Below are 22,268 nucleotides of genomic sequence, written 5' to 3'. Positions count from 1 at the left end.
ATTGTGGAAGCCACCGCCGTGACACCCGAAGGACGTATCTCCCCACAAGACCTTGGCCTGTGGAACGATGAACAACGCGATGCGTTGGCGCCAATGGTTGCTTTCATGCAGTCACAAGGTGCCAAAGCCGGCATCCAGTTGGCCCACGCCGGACGCAAAGCCAGTACCTATCGCACCTTTGAGCCGGATCATTCCGGCACCGTGCCAGTTGCCGACGGTGGCTGGGAAACCGTTGGCCCTTCTGCTCTGGCCTACCCAGAACTCGCTGTTCCCAAAGCCCTGGACCGCACAGGTATCGAAGAGCTCATCGCTGCGTTTCAGACCTCTGCGCGTCGTGCCGTGCAAGCAGGATTTGATTTCATCGAGATCCACGGGGCGCATGGCTACCTGTTACACGAATTCCTCTCGCCACTGAGCAATACCCGTGACGACGACCACGGCGGCTCGCTGGAAAACCGAGCACGATTCTTGCTGCAGGTTGTCGATGCCATCCGAAACGAGATCCCATCAGACATGCCGCTCCTGGTGCGCCTGTCTGCGGTGGACTGGATTGATGACGGGCTGACGATTGATGACACCGTCCAGGTTGTCCAATGGTTGAGCGAACACGGTGTGGACCTGATCGATGTGTCCTCGGGGTCAAACCTGCCCGCCAAAATCCCTGCCGGGCCTGGCTACCAGGTGAAATTTGCCGAAACCATCCGAGAGCGCACCGGCGTTCCCACCGCCGCAGTTGGTCTGATCACTCAACCATTCCAGGCCGAGCACATCCTGGCCACTGAGCAAGCCGACGTCGTGTTGGTAGGTCGCGAATCCCTACGTAATGCAGATTTCCCAATCCATGCCGCCCAGGTGTTGCGCCACAAGACCCCACCAACCCCGATCCAGTATCACCGGGCATATCGCTAGGCGGCCCCGGCCACGAGAGCTTCCAGCGCATCGGGGTCTGACAGGGTCACCGTGTCGTCGTCGACACTGATCAGTCCTTTGGTCCGAAGCCGTGCCAAGGCTCGGCTAAAGGACTCCGGCGTCGTCCCCAACAGGGACGCTACATCCTTTTTATCCAGGGGCAAACGCACCCGCATCGACTCGCTGGACTGACCGTCGCGTAGCAATGGCTGCTGGAGCAGATAATCCGCGATCCGCACGTCCACACTCTGGGTATTTAACGTCAGTTGATGTTCGGTCTGTGCCAGTCGCTCACCCAGGGTGACCAGCATGCGATGGGCAATGTCGGGATAGCGCTGAATCAGACCTGCCAGATCATCATGGACAAATACACATAACCGGGTGCCATCCATGGCCTCGGCTTCATCAAGTGTGGGGCTGCTCGTCAAGAACGCATGCTCGCCCACGGTCTCGCCGGGCTGTGCCACCCGGATCAATAATTTCCTGCCGGTCGGTAAGACTCGATGCAATTTCACTTGCCCCGAATGCACCACGAACATCTTGCCCGTGCGTTCCCCAACGCGGTGGACGAGTTCGCCGTCATCTAAAAACTGCGGGCGCGCCATGGTCGCCACTAAATCTTGTTGGGTCGCAGTCAGCCCGGCAAAAATCGGAACTCGACGAACACAGTTGTCGTCGTGGACAGTAATATCTCGAATCGGTAATTCCCGCATGCTGACAGGCTACAACAGCCCAGCACATCCGGCTTGACGTTCGTCAAGGCTCTTTGATCAGCCACCGGATAATCTAAAGATAAATCCTCAGAAGTTGAGGAAAAGAATTCGAAAGTATGTGGAAAGGAACACACCATGACCACCCCAAACACTCACACTCTGCTTCGTGCCGAAGGCTTCTCCTGCCCGTCATGTGTCACCAAGATCGAAAAGCGCGTCAGCAAACTCCCCGGCGTCAACGACGTCACCGTGCATTTCGCCAGCTCGCGCATCGAAGTTGACCATGACGAGGCGCAATCCTCGGTGGATGATCTGGTCGATGCGGTAGCCAAAGCGGGCTACACCGCGAAACCATCAGCGTTCTAACAACCAATCTCGGGTGGCTTGCTCAACCAGCTAGCCACCCGATTTCTGACTACACACTGTTGACTTACTACGAAAGGGGCGAGGAACTTGCACAAGCTTCAAGCATGGTTGCGCGGGAAATGGGCCATCCCGGCCATCTCAGGGTTGTTGATCATCGCATCATTTGCGGTTGAGCACCTGGCCGACGGCGCATTCAACGTTATCTTTGGACCACGCTGGTGGGTAGATGCCGGCGCTCACGCACACCATGGCCTAGATGAATTCACCTTGGCAAACCTCTTCATGCTCATTGCAGCTGTGGTAGCCGGCTATCAAATTCTTATCTCGGCAGTTCGAGCGCTCAGCACCAAGATGATCAGTATTGACCTGCTCGTTTCCGTCGCTGCCATCGGTGCGATTATCATCGGGAACTTCTGGGAAGCCGCCGCCGTCACCTTCTTATTCTCGATTGGTCATGCTCTTGAGGCTGGCACCATGAATAAGACTCGTTCCGCCCTGGCCGAATTGGTCGCGGTCGCTCCAGATACCGCGGTAGTACTACGTGAGGGAACGCAATATGAAATCCCTGCACACGAGGTAGCAAGCGGCGAAACCGTGTTAGTCAAAAACGGTGCCAAAGTACCGGTCGATGGCGTAGTGCTTGCCGGAACCGGTTCGATCGATGAAGCCTCGATCACCGGCGAATCCATTCCTGTTGAAAAATCCCAAGGGGACTTAGTGTATGCGGGGACCATTTCAAACGGAGGGTTTCTCCAGGTTGAGGCCACCGGCATTGGTGCCGATACCACCTTGGCACGCATCATTCACCGGGTCGAAGAAGCCCAAGACGCGAAGGCAAAGACCCAAGCGTTTATTGACCGGTTTTCTACGTGGTACACCCCGGCGGTCATGATTCTGGCACTACTTGCCGGACTGATCACCCAGGACGTCGTGTTGGCACTGACCTTATTAGTGATCGGTTGCCCGGGTGCCCTCGTCATTTCGATTCCCGTCGCGATCGTGGCCGGTATCGGTCGAGCCGCACGCAACGGCATCCTGATCAAGGGTGGCGAGTATCTGGAGACCTCCGGGAAGATCTCTGCGGTCGCTGTAGATAAGACCGGTACGCTGACCGAAGGAAAGCCCAAACTCACTGATGTGTTCGTGCTGAGCCCCACTATGACGAAGGACGAGGTCTTGGCGTGGGCTGCCGCCGCCGAAGCGGGTTCTGAGCACCCGCTGGCAACCCCGATTCTGCAGGCCGCAGCCGAACACGGTGTAGCACCAGTAAACCTACCGGAAGATGTCACACCAGTGGTCGGTAAAGGTGTTGTCGCTGACGTTGACGGTCACCAGATTCTGATCGGAAACCCAGCCCTTATGGCTGACCATGAGGTCGAGGGACTGCTCGAAGCGACAGCTGCGGCAGATTCTTTTGCAAGCGCGGGGAAGACTCCGATGATCGTCGCCGTCGATGAGCACATCATTGGCGTCGTCGCCGTGGCAGATCAAATCCGGGCAGATGCCCCTGCGATGATCGCGCAACTTCACGATGCAGGCGTATCGAAAGTCGTCATGCTCACCGGTGACACCCATCTAGTGGCCGAAGCCATTGGGAAAGCCACCGGGATCGACGAAATTCATGCCTCGTTACTTCCAGAAGACAAACTCGATGCGGTCGTGGAACTGCAGCAACAGGGTCACACCGTGGCAATGGTTGGTGACGGCGTCAACGACGCACCTGCCCTTGCGACAGCAGACATCGGTGTTGCCATGGGTGCTGCCGGTTCGGCAGTGGCCATTGAAACAGCAGATATTGCCCTGATGGGGGATAACCTGCTGAAACTGCCCGAGGCCATCAGCCTCGCCAAGCGCACCAACCGCGTGATGAAACAAAACATCGTCATCGCACTGGCCACGGTGGCCGCGCTGCTGGTCGGTGTCTTTGCCGGCAACGTCACCATGGCACTGGGCATGCTGGTCCACGAAGGCTCAGTGCTGATCGTCATCCTCAACGCCATGCGGCTGCTGCGAAACGGTCGCCAGTCCGGATCGCACCAGGCGGCACAGGTCCAAGACCTGCCCACCAGTACCGACAAGGCACAGGCCTCACAGATCTCGTAGATCACGGTTTGGAGTAGTCCACAGGTCGATGCCCTTTCAACGAACCGTTGAAAGGGCATCGACCTGCTGATGTATTGGCGGCCGATTGAACAGTCCGCCAGGGTTGTTGACCTTCACACTGTGTCAAGGTGTTGACTGGCCACTGGAGGTAGATACCAATGACCAATACACCAAACGTGATGAGTCTTGCCGACAGGCTGCAGAGCGGTCTGGACAGCCACAACCCATCCACTCGATTACAAGCCGCCTTGACGGCAGGCACCACGCCTGATCCAACCTTTATTACCATCCTGATGCGTCACGTCGCGGCCGAATCTGACTTCTTCGTTCGTGACATGATCACCTGGGCGCTCACCCGCCACGATCACGACCAGGTCGTCCCGCACCTCGTCGCAGCCCTGAGCTCACCGGTGGCCCAGGCACAAAGTCAGGCCCTGCACACGCTGTCGAAACTCGGCGAACCCACCACCTGGCAAGCCATCACCACAGACCATCTGGTCGCTGATGACGACGAGATTGCTCGAACCGCCTGGCGAACCGCCGTCGGTCTCGTACCCCCTGAACAACAGCTCAATTTGGCTAGCATCCTGGCCACCCAATTTGGTCGCGGCGACCACGACGTACAGCGCAGCCTTAGTGCCGCTTTTGTCACGCTGGGTGATCCAGTATCGTCGGTCATAGAACAAGCCCAGCACAGCGATGATGCCCGGGTGCGGATTCATGCAACAGCGACGCTATTACTCATGGCCAATCCGGAGGCCGCCTTCGAAACGCTCCTGGACCAAGCCCAACGTGTCGAAGAAGAACATTCGGGATCACCACGCAAGGAGTAAATCATGCTGATCGGTGAGGTTGCCGAACGATCCGGCATCAGCACTCGCATGCTGCGATACTACGAGTCCCTCGGGCTGGTATCTGCTTCCACCCGAACCTCAAACGGATACCGAAGCTACTCCTCGGATGACATTCGTCGTCTCTTTCAAGTCGAAGCCTTGCGTTCGCTGGGTCTCGGGCTTCGAGAGATCGCCGACATCATCGACAATCTCACCTTTGATGCCCAAGCCACACTTGACGGGCTCCTTCAACGCACCGAAGACAGCATCGCCCAGCAGCAAGCCCTGCGCGACCACCTGCTGAGCATCAAAGACAGCGAGCCCGCCGACTGGTCCGACGTCTTAGGGACCATCGATCTGATGCACGGACTCAACACCACCAACCCATCTGAACGCCTCCGCCTCGCGCTCTCCCTACAAGCACCAGAGCACTCGCGCAACGTGACCGTGCTGATTGACGCAGCCCTGCAAGAAACCGACACCAACGCCGCCGGGGCGCTGGACTGGACGCTGGTACAGATCGGCGACCAGGCCATCCCACCCGTCCAACAAGCACTGCAAGCGCCCAGTGCTCAGCGACGTCACCGTGCCGTGACCATTTTGTCGAAGCTCGGATCGGCTGCCGCAAATACTGCGTTAGCCGACGCCTATCCGCACGCCGATCCGTTCGTGCACCGCCGAGCAGCTCTTGCCCATGCACGCCGAGGTGGCCATAGTGCGATCCCAACACTGGTGGATTTGATCATCGATGGTGACGACGATGTTGAAGCCGCCGAGGTACTGGCTGAACTATGTGCAGCCTTTGGACTCACCGACGAGGTCATTGCGGCAATCGGCAACGCTCTGACACTCGTGGATCCCGCAGCTCGGCAACGACTGGCTGCTGCCTTAGCCGAGATTGCCGGCGAGTCGGCGATGCATGTACTTTGCGGCATGACCAATGACCCGGATCGCGGTGTTGCCTTGACGGCCAAGCACCTTCTGCAGCAGCATTCCTAGCCCCAGGTCCCAATGTGATTAACCGTAAGCGCCCCAACCTTGGAATCCCGGCATGCGCATTGACTAGCATGAGAATGGTTGGATAAATCATGCAACCATTGATAACCAGAGCATTGGCTCTATGAAGGAGTTCAGCATGAAAGCTTGGCATTTCCACGGAACCGGTAAACCATTTGAACGCGTTGACATCGACGAGCCAAAAGCCTCGGCGGGCAAGGTTGTCATCGATGTGCAGGCCGCAGGCCTGTGCCACTCCGACGTCGGTATTCTCGAAGATGAAGGCTGGATGGGCCTGATGAAAGAGATGCCGGTTGTGCCAGGCCACGAAACCTCCGGCACTGTTTCCGAGGTTGGTGAAGGCGTCACCGACTGGAAAGTCGGCGATAAAGTCGCTGTTTGGCCCATGATCGGCCCATTCGGCTACGGCGTCAACGGTGGCTGGGAAGCTAAAGCCGAAGTCGACCCAGATCAGCTGGTCGCCATGCCAGAAGGCATTTCCTTTGAACAAGCCGCTGCTGCCACCGACGCCGGGATGACGTCCGCCGGAGCAGTCTTCGGCAAAGGCCGCGTCAAAGCCGGCATGAAGGTCGGCATCATCGGATTTGGTGGACTCGGCCAGATCGGTGCCCGCTTGGCGCACCTCGAAGGCGCCGAAGTCTATGTTGCCGAAATCAAAGAAGACGTCTGGGACCAGGCCAAAGCTGGCGGTGCGGTCAAAGTGGCCAAATCAATCTCCGAATTCAAAGACGATGAACTCGATGTCATCATCGACTTCGCAGGATTCGGTACCACCACCAACGAAGCCGTTCAGACCGTAAAATTCCAGGGCCGCGTTGTGCTGGTCGGCATGGGCAAACTTGAAGCCAACATCGACACCAACGCCATGATTCTCGGCCAGGTCGAACTGGTCGGATCCAACGGTGGCTCCAAAGACGACATCGCATCCGTCATGAAATGGATCGCATCCGGTGATCTAGAGCCAACGTTGACGCTGATTGATTTTGAAGAAATCGCCGACGGCGTTGATCGCCTCAAGCGCGGCGAAGTGACCGGCCGACTCGTCGCAAAGGTCGCCGAGTAAGTCTGTAACCCACTGTGGCTTCAGCGCCATTACCGACGGTCGGCTTCGGTAGTGGCGCTGAATGCATTGTTCATCTGCCAGTGATCTCCTAGGATAAACACCATCTGCGGTGCATAGAAGTGTTTGCTTTGGTGGGAGGAACCAACCATGCGAGTCGCGGTCGTTGGTGGAGGAATATCAGGCAAGGCCATCAAACAAGCCCTGCTCGATCGTGGAGCAACAGCCGAATTATTATCACGTTCTACCGGATTCGACGTGCTCCAGGACAACGCCACCCTGCGTCTGGCGGGATTCGACGTCGTTATTGAAGCCACTGGACGATTTACCACGAGCAGGAAAACTGCCACCGAATTCTTTACTCGTTCGACACGGGCCCTAGCAGCGGCGGCACAACATCATGAGGCCCACCATATTTTGCTGTCCATCGTCAATTGCGAGCGACCAGAGGTCCAAGGATACGGATACTTTGCTGGCAAAGCCGCCCAGGAACGCGTGGCTCGTGTCGAAAGCGACAAGCTGACCATTATTCGCAGCACGCAGTGGTTTGAATTTGCCGAACAAAATCTCGCCCGGCTCAAAGCCGGCCCAGTATCACTGGTTCCCCAGATGACCATCCAACCGGTGGCCCTGGACGCGGTTGCTGAGGTGATCGCAGACGTTGCTGTCGGTCAGCGCATCGGTGACTCAGTAGAACTTGCAGGTCCAGAAACCATGACGCTTTGGGATATGACGAAACAATTACCCACCAGACGCCAAGTTATCTTGCCATTACCGATGCCTGGGAAACTTGGACGGGCGTTCCGTAACGGTATTTGTGTTCCCGGGCCGCAGGCACGGCGGATCGGACCGCTGTATAGCCGATGGCTCGCCGAGCAGGCACCACCTACAGCGTAACGGCGTCAGCAGCCTCAGCGATCGTGGGGTACTTGAACTGATATCCGGTGTCTTCCAGGACTTCCGATCGTGCCTGCGTGCTGCCCATCAACATCCCCGGCTCCATCCGAATAATATTCATCCCAATGGACAGCACTGTGGCCGGAACGGGGACGCTGCGTGTGCCAAGCCCGGGGGCCAACGCTGTAATAACTTCTGATAGGCGGGTTTGTTGAGGCGCAACAGCCACCACGACATTAGGTGGTCGCTTCATTGTCAATAAATGCTCAATGATTCCAACCCAGTCGTCTTCGTGGATCCAGGGCAGAAATCCATCGATATTGGGGCGCGTCTTCGACATTGCCATGGCGGCCAGACCCATGACGATTTCAGTCTGTGGTCCTAAAGCAACCCCGCTCCGTACGATAATCGCGCCTTCAGGCGCGGCAGCTTCCCAGTCAGCGATCAGCTGGCCCATCCCATCGGGTCCATCTTTTGCTGCGGTTGGGGAGGTTTCCTCTGTGAATTCTGTGGTGGACTTAGGATCCCACATTGGCACAGCGCTGCCTTGAACCCAGCGGTGAAGTTTGCCGCCCTGATGCTCTGCGGTCCTGACCGCTCTGCGTAATGTTTCTGTGGGCGGGATACGTGAGGCGGCTAATGCGTCGACTTCTTGGGCAGTGAATTTTGCGCCGATCCGGCGGCCGACCAGGTTGATAATATTGAATCCGGCATCATCCATGAGTTGTTCATGCAGTGGCACCAGATCGTCGTGACCCCACCGGGTCTGGGGGAAAGCCGCACCGGATTTCGGATTGCGTGACAGCACCATGACGCGTTTTCCGGCGGCAAGCATTCTGGTAGCCAAACGAGATCCCAGGTACCCGGACCCGCCGGCAATGATATTCAACGGCTGACTGAGATCCGCTTTGCCGGCCATCTTGAACATGCGTGCTCCAACGGCACCTAAATCACCGGCAAGCGGATCAGCCAGGGCAACGCCCAGGGGAGCGGCAAGTGGTCCGACAACTTCGGTGTGACGGGTGAGATTCGTGCCGCCGTCGTCAGCCGAATGAATGATCCAACGCTGTTGGGTATGACCGCCTGGTTGATCTTGTCGCCAGGCGATTTCCTGATTTTCTCGTGCCGTGACGATCGTTGCCGGCGGTGCTGTCACAGCATGGACGAAGCCACGAATCAGGGCTTTCGGCACGACCTTTACGGTATCGCCAACTTGCAGTCGATTGCCGGCCATTTTTGCCGGGCTAAATTTCTGCAACTGGTCATCGAATTGTAGCCAGGCGCTGGGAGAAGTCAGCAGGTCCCAAACCATGTCTGTGGAAAGTGCCAAATAAATCGTTTGTGTCCGCGAAAAACCCATGTGACCATCGTAGACCCGTTAAACAAAAAGGTTGGCAACGACTCTGCACATGAGTCGCTGCCAACCAAATTGTAGGCAGAAATCAGGTTACTTGGATGAGACTGTTTCGCGCATCTGCTCGAATTCTTCTGCAACCTCTGGGTCGGGATTTTTCGTCAAGAGTGACACGATGATCGCTACCACGAAGTGGGCAATGACCCCAGGAATGATTTCATAGAGGTTGATGGCTTCCTTGATGGCCGGTACCGTACCCCATACATAAGAGACAGCGGCGCCAGCGATCATGCCGGCCAGGGCACCCATCGCGGTGACGCGCTTCCAGTACAGCGACATGAGAATCATCGGACCAAAGGCAGCCCCGAAGCCTGCCCAGGCGAAACCGACCAGATCCAATACGGTGGACTCTGGGTCTTGGGCAATGAGAATTGCAATGATGGTGATGGCCACGACTGCGAGACGTCCCAGCCACAGCTGCTGTTTCTCACCCGGGCTCTGCTTGAACAACCCATAGATATCTTCCACCAGTGCAGAGGCCGAAACCAACAGCTGCGACGACATGGTAGACATGATGGCCGCGATCACTGCGGCCAAAATCAGTCCGGCAACGAATGGATGGAAGAGGACCTGCGACAACAGCAGGAAGACGGTTTCCGGGTTGTCCAGTGGTTGGCCGGCATCATGGAACCAAGCCACACCGATCAGACCGGTCAAGACCGCGCCTCCCATACACAGGATGACCCAGCCCGTGCCGATACGACGTGCGGTCTTGACATCAGCGTGACTGCGGATCGCAAAGAACCGTGCCAGAATGTGTGGTTGGCCAAAGTAGCCCAAGCCCCAGGCTAGACCCGAGATGATGACCAACATCGAGGCTCCGGAGAGTCCACCACCGGTAAAGGACAGGTGATCCAGGCCAGCTTGAACGTCCGCCTCATCAATCAAACTGGCGACGCGACCCGGTCCACCCAACTGTACGGTGGCAATGATCGGTACTGACACGAGCGCGGCCAGCATCAATAAGCCCTGGGCTACGTCCGTGAGTGATGCCCCGAGGAAACCACCGAAAGCGGTATAGGTCAGGGTCACGCCGCCGACCACGAGTACGCCGGTCATGTAGTTCCAACCGAACGCTGATTCGAAGAACGCACCGGAAGCAACCATCATCGAGGCCACGTAGAAGACGAAGAAGACCAAAATAATCAATGCCGAAACGGAACGTATGAGACGAGTTCTGTCGCGGAATCGAAATTCGAAGAAAGCCGGCATGGTGATCGAGTCACTGGTGATCTCCGAATACACGCGCAAACGCGGAGCGACGATCATCCAGTTCAACCACGTGCCCAGGGTCAGGCCGATGGCGATCCAAGCCTCAATGAGACCGGTCGCGTAGAGCGCGCCAGGAAGGCCCATGAGGAGCCAACCTGACATGTCCGAGGCGCCAGCTGATAGCGCGGCCACGCGAGGGGAGAGATCTCGCCCGGCCAATAAAAAGTCACGCCCGGTCTTGGTTCGTCGATAGGCGTAGTAGCCGATCACGAGCATTCCGATCAGGTATACAACGATTGCTGCCAGTTGAAAGGCGTGTTCTTCACTCATAGCAAACAATTATTCGCCACTGTCAGCCAAATCACCAAATCACTTTAGGAAGGAACTTCGAAATTCATGAGTTTATAACCTGGTTGAAAGCTGTAGAAAGCCTGGTCACAACCTGAAAGGTTAGTTTTCGGGTCCTGAGTTATAACGAATATCATGCCGCGGCGTGTTGCGCGTGTCGTTGTAGGGCTGACGCAACCGCCACGACGGCTGGATGTCGGGCTGAAGCCTGGCGTATTGCAAGAAACACTTGCCGCCTCGGCTCGTCTTCCAGGGGCACCCAGGCAACATCTGGTGGACGATATCCACCGAGGATACCCGGCAGGATCGCCACGCCTTCGCCGGCCTCGATCAGCTGCACGTGCGTTTGGAGATCCGCCGATGAATACCGGATGTCAGGTTCAAACCCTGCGACGCGACATTGCTGCAGAGCCCAGTGACGCGATGCTGCAGGTGCTGGTTCCATAATCCACGGTAGATCCGCAGCCCCACCAATATCTGTGATGCCTGCAGCAAGGTTCTTCGGAACTGCGAGTCGCAGTGGATCCTCAACCAGTGCAGTGGAAATCATGTCTGGCAGCTGCGGGACGGCATGACCGGGGTATTGTTCAGCGACTACGATGTCGAAATCGCCAGACCAAGTATCGTGCAGGGCTTGTTCTGGCTCTCGTTGTGTCATTTCCACGCGTACATCAGGGTGCTTCTGGCTCAATAATCGTAAGGTTCCTGGCAGCAGCGCTAGTGCCGAAGTCTGAAACATTGATAAGCGCACCGTTCCAGCCACTGTGTCAGCCGCGGCAGCTAACTCGGCGGTGGCCTCTTCCATGATTGCCAACATCTGATTGGCGTGTTTTACTAACCCTAGCGCGGCCGTCGTGAGCATGAGCCGTCGACCTGAGGACACCAACAAGGTTGTGCCAGCTTCCTTCTCCAGACGCGTCAACTGAGCCGACACGGTCGATGGCGCGAAATTCAACGCAGCGGCCACTTCCGTGATGGTGCCGCGGAGTGCAAGTTCCCTCAGTAAGCTCAAGCGATGTAGATCCAGCATGACGACCTTTCGAATATTGTGAATGGTGTACTTCGATATTATTCGCTATACCCGAATACCCGTTGAGGCGTAAGCTGTGTGGCACAACACAGTTTTGTCCGTCTATCCGGGAGTCTTATGCAAACCCCAGCACATGCCACCTCCGAGATCACCCCGTGGCAACTCGGCGACCAGGCCATTGAACAGGTTCGCACGTGGTTGGCTCAGGCCGCCAACATCAAGCCGGATGCATCAGCCCAACAACTGGCGGGTGTGCTGAAAGATCCAAACGGACTCGATTTTACCGTCGGCTTTGTCGATCGCGTCGTGCGACCCGAGGATCATCATGCTGCGGCTTCCGCCCTCGCTCACATTGCCTACGACGTCCCAGCGTTTCTACCCTGGTATCTTCAAAGTGCTGTTCGCACCGGTGGGAAACTCGCCGAAGTCGCTCCGGGGGTTGTCGTTCCTGCGGCACAAGCCGCCTTGCGTGCCATGGTCGGGCATTTGATCATCGACTCACGCGATAAACAACTCGGCAAAGCCATCAAACGCCTACGTACCGACGGCATTGATCTCAATATCAACCTGCTGGGCGAAGCCATTCTTGGTCAAGGTGAAGCCGATAACCGCGTTGCCGCTACCTTGGCTCTGATCCACCGCCACGATGTTGATTATGTTTCGATCAAAGTCTCAGCAACGGTCGCCCCACATAACCACTGGGCACATGACGAAGCAGTTGAAAACATCGTCCAACAGCTGCGTCCGCTGTATCGCGCGGCAATGACCTCTGACCCGGTCACGTTTATCAACCTGGACATGGAAGAGTACAAGGATCTTGATCTGACGATCGATGTCTACCGCCGGCTGATTTCGGAACCCGAATTCAAACACTTCCGAACCGGTATCGTCTTGCAGGCCTATCTGCCGGATGCCTATCAGGCCATGGTTGGCCTGCAGGAGTTTGCCGCCCAGCGCGTTGCGGCCGGGGGAGCACCCATCAAAGTGCGCGTCGTCAAAGGCGCCAATCTGCCGATGGAAAAGGTGAAGGCCGCCATGCACCACTGGCCACAAACCGTGTGGCCCACAAAACAAGATACAGACACCAACTACAAACGCATCCTCAACCACGCTCTGACTCCCGAGCGCCTGACCAATGTTGAGATTGGCGTGGCCGGCCAGAACCTCTTTGATATCGCGCTGGCCTATTTGCTCATGCAGCACCGCAACATTCCGATAGATGGGCCGGTGGATTTTGAAATGCTGCTCGGCATGGCCACTACTCAAGCGCAAGCCATTAGAGCCGACGTCGGCCGCTTGTTGTTATACACCCCGGTGGTGCATCCGGATGAATTTGATGTGGCTATCTCGTATTTGGTGCGACGTCTTGAAGAAGGTGCCTCGCACGAGAACTTCATGTCAGCGGTCTTTGACCTCGACAATCCAGTGATCTTTGACCGCGAGACTCAACGATTCCAAGCATCGCTGGCACAGCTGGAGGCTGAAGCAGACCTGGTGCCGCAACCTCGCCGACAACAAAATCGTGCAACGGAACACTTCGAAAAAGCGTCGCCAGTGGAGTTTCACAATGCCGCTGATACCGATCCCGACCTCCCGCAGAACCGTGACTGGGCCGGGGCCATACTGGGTCGCATGGCCGATTCTGAGCTGGGCGACGACCTGGTTTCCTCGCATCAGGTGACTAATCAGAAACAGCTCGACGAGGTAATAGACTCGGCAATCGCAGCAGGGGAAACCTGGCGGAAGCTCCCGCTGGAGACTCGAAGCCGAGTTCTGATCCGTATCGGCGATCACCTGGCTGCCAATCGGGGCCGACTCATTGAAGTCATGGGCTCAGAAACCGGCAAGACCATCGACCAGGCCGATCCCGAAGTATCCGAGGGCATCGACTTTGCCCGGTATTACGGCCAGCAGTGTCTGGAATTGGACAACATCGCAGGTGCTAAGCCGCATCCTGTGGGCTTGACCGTCGTGACACCGCCGTGGAATTTTCCGATGGCGATTCCCACCGGCTCCATGACCTCCGCCCTGGCCACCGGGTCACCGGTCATTATCAAACCGGCACCACAAGCGCAGCGCACTGCCGCCGTCATCGTCCAAGCCATTTGGGACGCCTTCGATGAGTTTGAGCTCCCACATGAGATTCTTACTTTTGTTATCGCGGAAGAAAATTCGCTTGGTTCCAACCTGGTCACTGACCAGCGCGTTGAACGCGTCATTCTGACCGGTGGATACGAAACCGCCAAGCTATTTACCGACCTTCGCCCAGATATGCCGCTGTTTGGCGAAACCTCCGGAAAAAATGCCATCATCGTCACCCCGTCAGCCGACCTGGATCTTGCAGTCGCCGACGTCGTGGACTCAGCATTTGGCCACGCTGGACAAAAATGTTCGGCGGCTTCCCTGGTGATTCTGGTGGGGCAAACGGCTCGCAGTAAACGCTTTCATCGGCAACTGTTAGACGCCGTGAATTCTCTGGTGGTCGACTATCCAACGAACCCAGAGGCTCAGATGGGTCCCGTCATTGAACCGCCCGGAGAAAAACTCACCCGAGGGTTGACCACATTAGAGCATGGGCAGCGCTGGCACCTGCGACCTCGATTGCTCGATGACTCAGGACAGCTCTATTCGCCAGGGGTCCGCTCGGGTGTACAACCCGGGTCCGAGTATCACATGACCGAGTACTTCGGTCCCGTGCTTGGTGTCATGTCAGCCGAAACTCTCGACGAGGCCATCGAGTACGTCAACGCAGTACCGTTTGGGCTCACCTCCGGCATCCATTCCCTAGACCCTGATGAAATTGCCCTCTGGACCGAACATGTCGCAGCGGGCAATCTCTACATTAATCGCGGCATCACCGGCGCGATCGTTCAACGCCAACCATTTGGCGGGTGGAAACGCTCAGCGATCGGTCCCGGTGCCAAAGCCGGGGGACCGAACTACCTCCTGGGCCTCACGGACTGGACCGATGCCCCCGACACAGTCTCCGCGGCCCAAGACGACATTGCTGACCAGCTCGAGGCCACCATCGGATCTGTACTTGACTCTGCGGATCTCAAATGGTTGACCCAGGCTGTTGCTCACGACGCTACGGCGGTCGAAACTTATACTGGTCAGCGCGACATCTCGAATCTGCACGTCGAAATCAACGTGCTACGCTATCGTCCGGTACCCGTCACGATGCGTGTCACCGACACCGGTTCCACGACCCTCGCGCAAGCGATTCGAGTCGGATACGCCGGAATCCGTGCACAGCGGGCTGTTGCCAGCGGCCAGGGGACCGGAGCTCTACCAATGAACACTGTGTCGCTACCCGCCGATACTCCCGAAGCCATTACCAAAGTATTCAATGCTACAAATGTGCGCGTGGTCTTTGATGATACGACGTCATGGTTAGAACGCGCCCGGCGGCTGGCACAAGCAGACCCTACGAAAGGGTCGCAGCGGATTCGACTGATCGGTGACGACGAAACCGACGAGACGATCAAAGCCACAGCCCAGACACCCGAGATCGCCGTGTATCGTCAACCGGTCACCTCGGCCGGTCGGTTGGAAATGCTACCGTTTCTTCGAGAACAGGCCGTCACCATGACAGCTCACCGCTTTGGCACGATCAATGACCTGCCCCAACGAGCCCTCGGAGACATCCAGTTCGGATAATGCTGGTCCAGGACCCGCAGAGCACTATGGGCGATGCGGGTCCTGTGGTCCATTCTGGGCACCATTGCGCTTGGTAGCTTCGTTCTGCTTGCGGTCATAAGCACGCATCTGGCTCCAGGCAAAAAGCACCACGGCAAACAGCAAAATCAGCCACGACCGGTCGGAACCAAAAAATGCTTCGTCATTGATCAGCACCGCTAATAATTCGACAAAGACGACAACGATAGCGCCAATCATCCCACCAACCAGGGCGGCCTTGAGTTTGCCATGCATGTCTGTGTACTCCTGACGTGTTGAGAAACTAGTACTGTTCAGCATCGCTGAGGGAATCCTGCCAAGCCTGGTGCAGCTGGGCAAACTGTCCACCGGCTTCAATGAGTTCAGCCGGTGTGCCGTCTTCAATAATTTGCCCGCCTTCGACCACCAACACACGATCGGCGATCATCACCGTGGACAGGCGGTGGGCGATGATAAAGGAGGTGCGCTCACCGAGCAGTTCTTTCAGGCCCTCTTGAACGAGTGCCTCAGTCGGCGCATCAAGTGATGACGTCGCCTCATCCAGAATCAACACCGTCGGATCGGCGAGAAATGCCCGTGCGAACGAGACCAGTTGTCGTTGCCCGGCAGACATGCGACCACCCTTGGCTCGCACATCGGTATCAAACCCCTCTGGCAGCCGGTCAATGAACGTATCAGCGCCGATGATTGCCGCAGCCGCTCGGATTTCTTCTCGAGAAGCTTCCGGATTGCCGATCGCAATATTCTGGGCCACCGAACCAGAAAACAGATAGGACTCTTGGGTGACCATGACGATGTGTTTGGTCAGGGTGTCTAACTCGAGGTCCTTGAGATTGACCCCATCCAAGGTGATCGTCCCATCGGTGACGTCATAGAATCGAGCCATCAGCTTGGCGATCGTCGATTTGCCCGCACCTGTAGAGCCAACAATGGCCACGGTTTGTCCCGCTGGGACGTGGAGCGAGGTCGGCTGGAGCGCCAGGGGCAGCTCATCTTGATACCGGAACGAGACGTCGTCGAAGACGATCTCACCGGACGCCTCATTCAGTTCCACGGGCTCTTCTGGATCGGTCACCGAAGGCTTTTCTGCCAACAGACCAGAGATCTTTTCCAACGCGGCAACAGCAGACTGGAAAGTGTTGTAGAAGTTGGCAATCTCATCAATCGGCTGGAAGAAACGGCGCGCATAGAGCACCAACGCAATGAGCACACCGACTTGCAGCTCGCCGCCCAGAACACGGAAACCACCGACCATCAGCACCGCAGCAATCGTGATCGACGATAACCAGCGCAGCGTTGGTTGGTAGATACCAAACAGCTGAATTGAGCGCAGTGCCGACTGACGGTGATCTTCGGCAAGTTGTTCGTAGCGTTCACCGTTTGCCTGTTGGCGACGATACGTTTTAACCGCGCGAATACCCGAGACGGTCTCAACGAAATGTGAAATCAGCCGGGCAGAGTTGGTCTGGATCTGGCGGTAAATCACCGACGAGCGTTTCTGGAACCAAACGGTCAGCATGGTGGCTGGTACCAACAGCCCGGCCATGACCACACCAGAGGGCAGGTCCATGGTCAGAATCAGCACCATGGTGAACACCATTTGCAACACCGACCCGACCATAATATCCAGGCCAGAGTTCAGCAGCTGGGCTAGCGCGTCCATATCCGAGGTCTGCCGGGCGACGGTACGTCCGGAGGCATAGGACTCATGGAACTTCATATCCAGGCGCTGACTGTGCAAAAACAGCCTTCGCCGTAACCCATACAGCATGGTCTGACCCAGGGTCATGTTCCAGCGAATGAACACATACATGAGCCCGCCGGCAACAAGCGCTGCGACGATATGTGCCACCGAGGCTGCAATCGCGGGCGTGGCATTGCCCTCAAGTAAGGCCGGAATGCCGTTATCAATACCCCAAGCAATGATGGCCGGACCGGCCACGGAAGCCATTTGGGCAATGACGACGACGATCGACAGCCCCACCAGCTGCCACCGGAACGGTTTCAGCAGTGTGCCCAGCAACCGCAGTGAGGCTCGCCGTTCGGCACGCGTCATGCGCTGGTAGTCCGCGGATCCTGCACCGCGTGCGCGTCCTGGCCCACTCATGATTGCACCTCCCAAGCGTCCTCGGTTTGGCTGGCCATGATATAGCGATACCGAGCCGAGGTTCGAAGCAATTCTTGGTGGGTGCCGACCGCCGCGATCTGGCCATCATCCAGCAGGGCAACACGATCTGCCAGCGCGACTGTAGAGGACCGGTGGGCGATGATAAAGGTCGTGGTGTTATCCAACACCTCGCGCAATTGGGCGATGACGCGTTCCTCGGTTTTGGTGTCCAACGCCGAGAGTGGATCATCCAGCAATAGCAATGCCGGCCGAGAAGCAATAGCTCGAGCCAACGCAATGCGTTGTCGCTGGCCACCGGATAACGAGAAGCCTTGTTCCCCGATAGGTGTGTCGAGTCCCTGGGCGAGGTCAGCAACAAAGCCTGCGTCGGCGGCGTGCAGAGCCTCCCAGGCGATGTCTTCTTTCACGTCGTCCGGTAGTGATGGATCGACACCCAGCAGCACGTTCTCGCGCACGGAGAAAGAAAACAGTGTCGTGTCTTCGAAGGCAAAAGCTGTCAGCCGGCGCAGATCGTCTAGGTCCATGTCGTGCACGGAAACCCCATCAATCGTGATGCGGCCGCCGGTGATATCAAAGATGCGTGGCACCAGCTGTAACAGGGTGGATTTTCCATTGCCTGTCACACCAACCAAAGCTAGTGTTTCGCCGGGACGAATATGCAGATTCACGCCACGGAATAAGTCAGGAGAGTCTTCTGGGGCATCGTGGAAACGAAAGTGAACGTCGTCCATGACCAATTCACCGGTGGCATTTTCGAAGTCCACCGCAGCTGGATCCTTGGGGGAGACGATCGTGTTATCGGTGTCCATGACTTCGAAGTACCGTTCCAAAGCGGTAGTAGATTGCACAGCCTGACCGAAGAGCATCCCTAACATCCGGGTAGGCCCGACCACCAGTGTGGCAGTGGCAAAGAAACTAGCCAGCTCACCGACATTCATCGCACCGGCATTGACCTGCAACAGGCCCAACAACAGACAAATCCCCAGCATCGTTTCGGGCAGTGCCAACATGAACATATCGAATCGGGCCAGCGTGGTGGCCTTCCGAATTTCGTTATTTCGCAGTGCGACCGCATCGGTTTCAAAATTCGACAAGGCTTGCTCGCTGCGGCCAAATGCTTTGAGCACGCGAATACCTTGCACGGACTGCTCCACCGTCGTCGAGATTTCACCATTGAGATCCTGGGAACGACGCGTCAACACCGAATAATCGCGCTGAAAACGATACGTCAACACCACAATGGGAAGGACGATGATCAAAAAAATCAGCGCCAGCAGCATTGAGGATCGCGACATCATGAAAATTCCTACCAACACGGTCGCGGCCGAGGAAACCGTCATGATCATGCCAAATGCAATCCAGCGACGGATCTGTGTCACATCTTGTTGGGAACGCGATAATAATTGTCCGGAACCCCAGTCGTTATGAAACGCCACCGGCATATCCAGGATGCGGGTATAAAACCTGACTCGCATTTGCCGTTCGATTTCCGTTGAGGGACCAACAGCAAAGATCCGACGCAACCACAACAACACGGCTTCCACCAGACCCAGTGCGATCACAACGGCACCAGCAATCCACACTGTGGTGGCGGTCGGGGAAGTGTTGAGACTGTTGACCAAGAATTCGAGCACCTGGGGGATCATCAGCCCCACGATGGATGCTGCAATCGTGACGACCAATCCCATATATAGACGAGGTCGGATGGGCTTGATGATCCGCCATAAGCGTGCCATGGCCGCTTTCATGAACCATGCCTCCTATGACTGAACTGCGAGAAACGGTTATCCCGCCTATGGTAGTGCCCGCCACCTCACGAACTGAACAGATCGTATCCACGCCACAGCTTCGAAATGGGCCTTACAGCGGGTGGCTAACTGCGGTGATACAGCGATTTCCGCCAGTATATTGGCTCAGCAGTGATCAGCATGCCTAACTGGCGGAACATAGATTCATCTACCGAACCGAGAATCGTGGTGGTGTGGACGTCGCAGCCTCGCAGATACTGCAGCTCGGCGATCGCTTTGCGAGCATCATCGGATTCAGCAGCCGACACCGACAGCGCAATCAGGACTTCGTCGGTATGCAACCGGGGGTTGACCGAACCCAGGTGTCGTGTCTTCAGCGTTTGGATGGGTTCGATCGCCTGAGGACGCAGCAGATGGACATCTTCGTCAATGCCGGCCATGTACTTCAACGCATTGAGCAACATGGCTGCAGAACAGCCTAAAAGATCCGAGGTCTTGCCCGTCAAGATGGTGCCATCGGGTAATTGCACCGCGCTTGCCGGCTGTTCAGTGCGCTCGGCCAGTTCTAGGGCAGGTGTGACCACCGGACGATCTTCCTTGGTGACGCCGATGCGTTTCATGATGACTTCGATACGCGACGACACGGTGTGATCGGCGGTGTCTGCGCGACGCTCTTCAACGCGAGCCTTATACCAGCGCCGGATGACTTCCTGCCGGGCAGCCTCAGCACACACTGCATCATCGCTGATGCAATGCCCGACCATGTTGACTCCCATATCGGTCGGCGACTGATAGGGAGATTCCCCATACAGTTTCTCTAACATCGCTTTTAACAGCGGAAACGCTTCGACGTCGCGGTTATAGCTGACGGCTTGTTCGTGATACGCCGCAAGGTGGTAGGGGTCGATGATGTTGTTGTCGTCAAGATCTGCGGTTGCAGCCTCGTAGGCCTGATTCACCGGATGCTGCAGGGGTAGATTCCAGATGGGGAAGGTCTCAAATTTTGCATACCCCGAACGAATCCCATGTTGATAATCGTGATAAATCTGAGACAACGAAGCAGACAGTTTGCCTGAACCAGGCCCAGGGCCAGTCACGACAACGAGTGAACGGGTCGTTTGCGCGTGCTCGTTCTGGCCAAAGCCTTCAGGCGAGATGATGGTCTCGGTGTCAGTGGGATACCCAGCGGTAGGGTAGTGATGCGTTACCTTCAGCCCGGCACGTTGCATACGATCGCTAAATGCCAGGGCATTGGAATAATCTGCCGACAATTGCGTAATGACCAGATGTTCGATCATGAAGCCCTCATCGCGGAAGATATCAATGAGACGCATGGCTTCATCTTGGTACGTGATGCCCAGATCGGCCCGAACTTTTTCGTACTCCAGATCCTTGGCGTTGAGGACCATCATGATTTCTAGCTCATCTTTGAGCTGCTGGAGCATGGAAATCTTATTATTCGGGGTAAAACCGGGCAGGACGCGCGAGGCGTGCAGGTCGTCAAAGAGTTTGCCGCCCATTTCCAGATACAGCTTGTTGCCGATCTGCTGACGTCGCTGAGAAATGAATTGCGACTGCAATTTAACGTATTTTTGCGAGTCGAAACCGATATTGGGGCGAAATGATGTCGTTCTAGTCAAATTCTCAGCGTCCACGAGACACCATTGTTCCATGGACCATGGTCAGATCCCAGTTGTGGGTCAAACATCACGGAGAAGAGGCGCTCAATTTGCCTTTCGGAAACCAAGATCCCATCTGTTGACAGACGCCCTTAATATCCCGTACACCACAATTTGTTGTGGTTGTCACGGTTGTGGAACACAATCACTGGTGATTTCGGGGCGCAACACGCCGTGCCGAAAATTTCTTTTTCTGTGGATTGACGGGTTCTGTCCTCGATGTGGGAATGTGGAGAACTTTTTGCGCGCTGCACTAGTCCCGCACCAGGATGCCGAAGTATCAATGGGGGTACTTGTGGAATTCTGGTGACAAGGCTGTGGAGAACCCTGTGGGTGAATGTCAAACACGTGAGCACAACATCTAGTTGTGCCTTGCGTTCTCAATCCCTAGATGTAGTATTAATACAGTGGTTGAGCCCGATAAGGCGTTCACCAAGAATTCAACAGAACAGCCGAGAGCCCCGTCGACTTTCTTGAGGACGGCGGCGTAGACCGGCACGAAGGCAACGACTTAGGGAGAGATCATGACCGTAACCGTTTACAGCAAACCAGCATGTGTCCAGTGCAACGCAACCGTGCGCGCATTGGATAAAAAAGGCATCGAATATAACGTCATCGACATGTCGCAGGACATGGATGCTTTAGAACGTGTCCGCGCCCTGGGTTACATGCAGGCTCCGGTTGTCATGGCAGGCTCTGATCACTGGTCAGGCTTCCGCCCTGACAAAATCGCCACCCTCGAGGCCGCCGTCGCCGCCTCGACCGTTGCATAAGCTTTTCTTTAACTTTTTTGAAAGCAGGGATCTAATGACTGCCCAGGTGCAGGATAGATCATTCGTTAAGTCTCCAGAATCGCAAGATATGGTCGAGACTCATGCGAATCTGATCTACTTCTCCTCGGTGTCCGGTTACACTCATCGTTTTGTGGAGAAGCTCGGGTTAGAAGAAGGCGACACCGCAAGGTTGCCGCTGATTACCCGCGACCCCACGCTGTACGCACGAGAACCATTCGTTCTGATGCTGCCGACTTACGGTGCAGGAAAAGGGCCAGGGGTTGTACCCAAACAGGTCATTAAGTTCCTGAACGTCAAAAACAACAGAGAGCTGATTCAAGGCGTCATCGCTGCTGGAAA

General features: G+C 56.4%; 18 protein-coding genes. 10 read left to right on the top strand and 8 right to left on the bottom strand.

The features are described from left to right. Window positions 1-909, top strand: a 909-nt coding sequence (locus tag K8V32_RS12970; RefSeq protein ID WP_303908274.1) for an NADH:flavin oxidoreductase/NADH oxidase, incomplete at its 5' end; no start/stop codon positions are given. Here K8V32_RS12970 and K8V32_RS12965 read toward each other — a convergent pair. After that, window positions 906-1,622 (bottom strand): Crp/Fnr family transcriptional regulator, encoded by a 717-nt coding sequence (locus K8V32_RS12965; RefSeq protein WP_043058374.1) that lies wholly within the window; start codon window positions 1,620-1,622, stop codon window positions 906-908. The two genes, K8V32_RS12970 and K8V32_RS12965, sit on opposite strands and share 4 nt — an antisense overlap. A 135-nt stretch (window positions 1,623-1,757) precedes the next feature. On the opposite strand from K8V32_RS12965, the gene K8V32_RS12960 reads away from it, so the two are divergent. From K8V32_RS12960 to K8V32_RS12935, 6 genes are all read left to right on the top strand, one after another. Beyond that, entirely contained in the window at window positions 1,758-1,988 is a 231-nt protein-coding gene (locus tag K8V32_RS12960) for a heavy-metal-associated domain-containing protein (protein WP_043058373.1), read from the top strand. Window positions 1,989-2,075: 87 nt separating this feature from the next. Then, window positions 2,076-4,091: a heavy metal translocating P-type ATPase gene (locus K8V32_RS12955; protein ID WP_303908267.1), complete on the top strand. Its 2,016-nt coding sequence runs from the start codon at window positions 2,076-2,078 to the stop codon at window positions 4,089-4,091. A gap of 158 nt (window positions 4,092-4,249) precedes the next feature. Further along, the gene (locus K8V32_RS12950) at window positions 4,250-4,924 is read left to right on the top strand and encodes a HEAT repeat domain-containing protein (RefSeq protein WP_303908264.1); all 675 of its coding nucleotides are present in this window, start codon (window positions 4,250-4,252) and stop codon (window positions 4,922-4,924) included. 3 nt (window positions 4,925-4,927) lie between these two features. Continuing rightward, window positions 4,928-5,923, top strand: coding sequence for a MerR family transcriptional regulator (locus K8V32_RS12945; RefSeq protein WP_303908261.1), 996 nt, complete (start codon window positions 4,928-4,930; stop codon window positions 5,921-5,923). Between the two features lie 136 nt (window positions 5,924-6,059). Further along, a complete protein-coding gene (locus tag K8V32_RS12940) occupies window positions 6,060-7,004 on the top strand; it encodes a zinc-binding dehydrogenase (protein ID WP_303908257.1) in 945 nt (314 codons plus the stop codon). Between the two features lie 147 nt (window positions 7,005-7,151). Then, on the top strand, window positions 7,152-7,898 hold the full coding sequence (locus tag K8V32_RS12935; RefSeq protein WP_303908254.1) for an SDR family oxidoreductase: 747 nt from the start codon (window positions 7,152-7,154) through the stop codon (window positions 7,896-7,898). Here the strand turns inward: K8V32_RS12935 and K8V32_RS12930 are convergent. The 3 genes from K8V32_RS12930 to K8V32_RS12920 form a co-directional block, all read right to left on the bottom strand. Then, on the bottom strand, window positions 7,888-9,228 hold the full coding sequence (locus K8V32_RS12930; RefSeq protein ID WP_303908251.1) for a DUF1731 domain-containing protein: 1,341 nt from the start codon (window positions 9,226-9,228) through the stop codon (window positions 7,888-7,890). The two genes, K8V32_RS12935 and K8V32_RS12930, sit on opposite strands and share 11 nt — an antisense overlap. A gap of 117 nt (window positions 9,229-9,345) precedes the next feature. Next, window positions 9,346-10,854, bottom strand: a complete 1,509-nt coding sequence (putP, locus tag K8V32_RS12925; protein ID WP_303908248.1) for a sodium/proline symporter PutP — start codon at window positions 10,852-10,854, stop codon at window positions 9,346-9,348. A gap of 151 nt (window positions 10,855-11,005) precedes the next feature. Then, complete coding sequence (locus K8V32_RS12920; protein ID WP_369681072.1) at window positions 11,006-11,884, bottom strand: LysR family transcriptional regulator; 879 nt, start codon at window positions 11,882-11,884, stop codon at window positions 11,006-11,008. Between the two features lie 135 nt (window positions 11,885-12,019). On the opposite strand from K8V32_RS12920, the gene K8V32_RS12915 reads away from it, so the two are divergent. After that, window positions 12,020-15,562 carry a bifunctional proline dehydrogenase/L-glutamate gamma-semialdehyde dehydrogenase gene (locus tag K8V32_RS12915; RefSeq protein WP_303908243.1) on the top strand — a complete coding sequence of 1,181 codons (3,543 nt, stop codon included), beginning with the start codon at window positions 12,020-12,022 and terminating at the stop codon, window positions 15,560-15,562. A 24-nt stretch (window positions 15,563-15,586) separates the two neighbouring features. Here K8V32_RS12915 and K8V32_RS12910 read toward each other — a convergent pair whose 3' ends face one another. The 4 genes from K8V32_RS12910 to K8V32_RS12895 all read right to left on the bottom strand — a co-directional run bounded on the left by K8V32_RS12910 (window position 15,587) and on the right by K8V32_RS12895 (window position 21,096). Beyond that, the gene (locus tag K8V32_RS12910) at window positions 15,587-15,835 is read right to left on the bottom strand and encodes a hypothetical protein (RefSeq protein WP_303908241.1); all 249 of its coding nucleotides are present in this window, start codon (window positions 15,833-15,835) and stop codon (window positions 15,587-15,589) included. A 28-nt stretch (window positions 15,836-15,863) separates the two neighbouring features. Continuing rightward, window positions 15,864-17,687, bottom strand: a complete 1,824-nt coding sequence (locus K8V32_RS12905; protein WP_303908238.1) for an ABC transporter ATP-binding protein — start codon at window positions 17,685-17,687, stop codon at window positions 15,864-15,866. After that, window positions 17,684-19,456 (bottom strand): ABC transporter ATP-binding protein, encoded by a 1,773-nt coding sequence (locus K8V32_RS12900; protein ID WP_303908235.1) that lies wholly within the window; start codon window positions 19,454-19,456, stop codon window positions 17,684-17,686. Before K8V32_RS12900 ends, K8V32_RS12905 begins: the two co-directional genes overlap by 4 nt. 125 nt (window positions 19,457-19,581) lie before the next feature. Next, window positions 19,582-21,096: a DUF1846 domain-containing protein gene (locus K8V32_RS12895; protein ID WP_303908233.1), complete on the bottom strand. Its 1,515-nt coding sequence runs from the start codon at window positions 21,094-21,096 to the stop codon at window positions 19,582-19,584. Between the two features lie 563 nt (window positions 21,097-21,659). Between K8V32_RS12895 and nrdH the strand changes: the two genes are divergently transcribed. Together nrdH and nrdI are read left to right on the top strand one after the other, a co-directional pair. Then, window positions 21,660-21,908 (top strand): glutaredoxin-like protein NrdH, encoded by a 249-nt coding sequence (gene nrdH, locus K8V32_RS12890; RefSeq protein ID WP_043058362.1) that lies wholly within the window; start codon window positions 21,660-21,662, stop codon window positions 21,906-21,908. An 88-nt stretch (window positions 21,909-21,996) separates the two neighbouring features. Continuing rightward, on the top strand, window positions 21,997-22,268 hold a 272-nt coding region (gene nrdI / locus K8V32_RS12885; RefSeq protein WP_303908228.1), incomplete at its 3' end, for a class Ib ribonucleoside-diphosphate reductase assembly flavoprotein NrdI.

Origin of the sequence: Enteractinococcus helveticum (assembly GCF_020742345.1) — a bacterium.
Taxonomy (GTDB): Bacteria; Actinomycetota; Actinomycetes; order Actinomycetales; family Micrococcaceae; genus Yaniella; species Yaniella helvetica_A.
This window is presented reverse-complemented; position numbering and strand designations above follow the sequence as displayed.

Coding starts and splice junctions, on each gene's coding strand:
- K8V32_RS12965 (WP_043058374.1), bottom strand. CDS start 1,622: ATGCGGGAATTACCGATTCGAGATATTACTGTCCACGACGACAACTGT.
- K8V32_RS12960 (WP_043058373.1), top strand. CDS start 1,758: ATGACCACCCCAAACACTCACACTCTGCTTCGTGCCGAAGGCTTCTCC.
- K8V32_RS12950 (WP_303908264.1), top strand. CDS start 4,250: ATGACCAATACACCAAACGTGATGAGTCTTGCCGACAGGCTGCAGAGC.
- K8V32_RS12945 (WP_303908261.1), top strand. CDS start 4,928: ATGCTGATCGGTGAGGTTGCCGAACGATCCGGCATCAGCACTCGCATG.
- K8V32_RS12940 (WP_303908257.1), top strand. CDS start 6,060: ATGAAAGCTTGGCATTTCCACGGAACCGGTAAACCATTTGAACGCGTT.
- K8V32_RS12935 (WP_303908254.1), top strand. CDS start 7,152: ATGCGAGTCGCGGTCGTTGGTGGAGGAATATCAGGCAAGGCCATCAAA.
- putP (WP_303908248.1), bottom strand. CDS start 10,854: ATGAGTGAAGAACACGCCTTTCAACTGGCAGCAATCGTTGTATACCTG.
- K8V32_RS12915 (WP_303908243.1), top strand. CDS start 12,020: ATGCAAACCCCAGCACATGCCACCTCCGAGATCACCCCGTGGCAACTC.
- K8V32_RS12910 (WP_303908241.1), bottom strand. CDS start 15,835: ATGCATGGCAAACTCAAGGCCGCCCTGGTTGGTGGGATGATTGGCGCT.
- K8V32_RS12905 (WP_303908238.1), bottom strand. CDS start 17,687: ATGAGTGGGCCAGGACGCGCACGCGGTGCAGGATCCGCGGACTACCAG.
- K8V32_RS12900 (WP_303908235.1), bottom strand. CDS start 19,456: ATGAAAGCGGCCATGGCACGCTTATGGCGGATCATCAAGCCCATCCGA.
- nrdH (WP_043058362.1), top strand. CDS start 21,660: ATGACCGTAACCGTTTACAGCAAACCAGCATGTGTCCAGTGCAACGCA.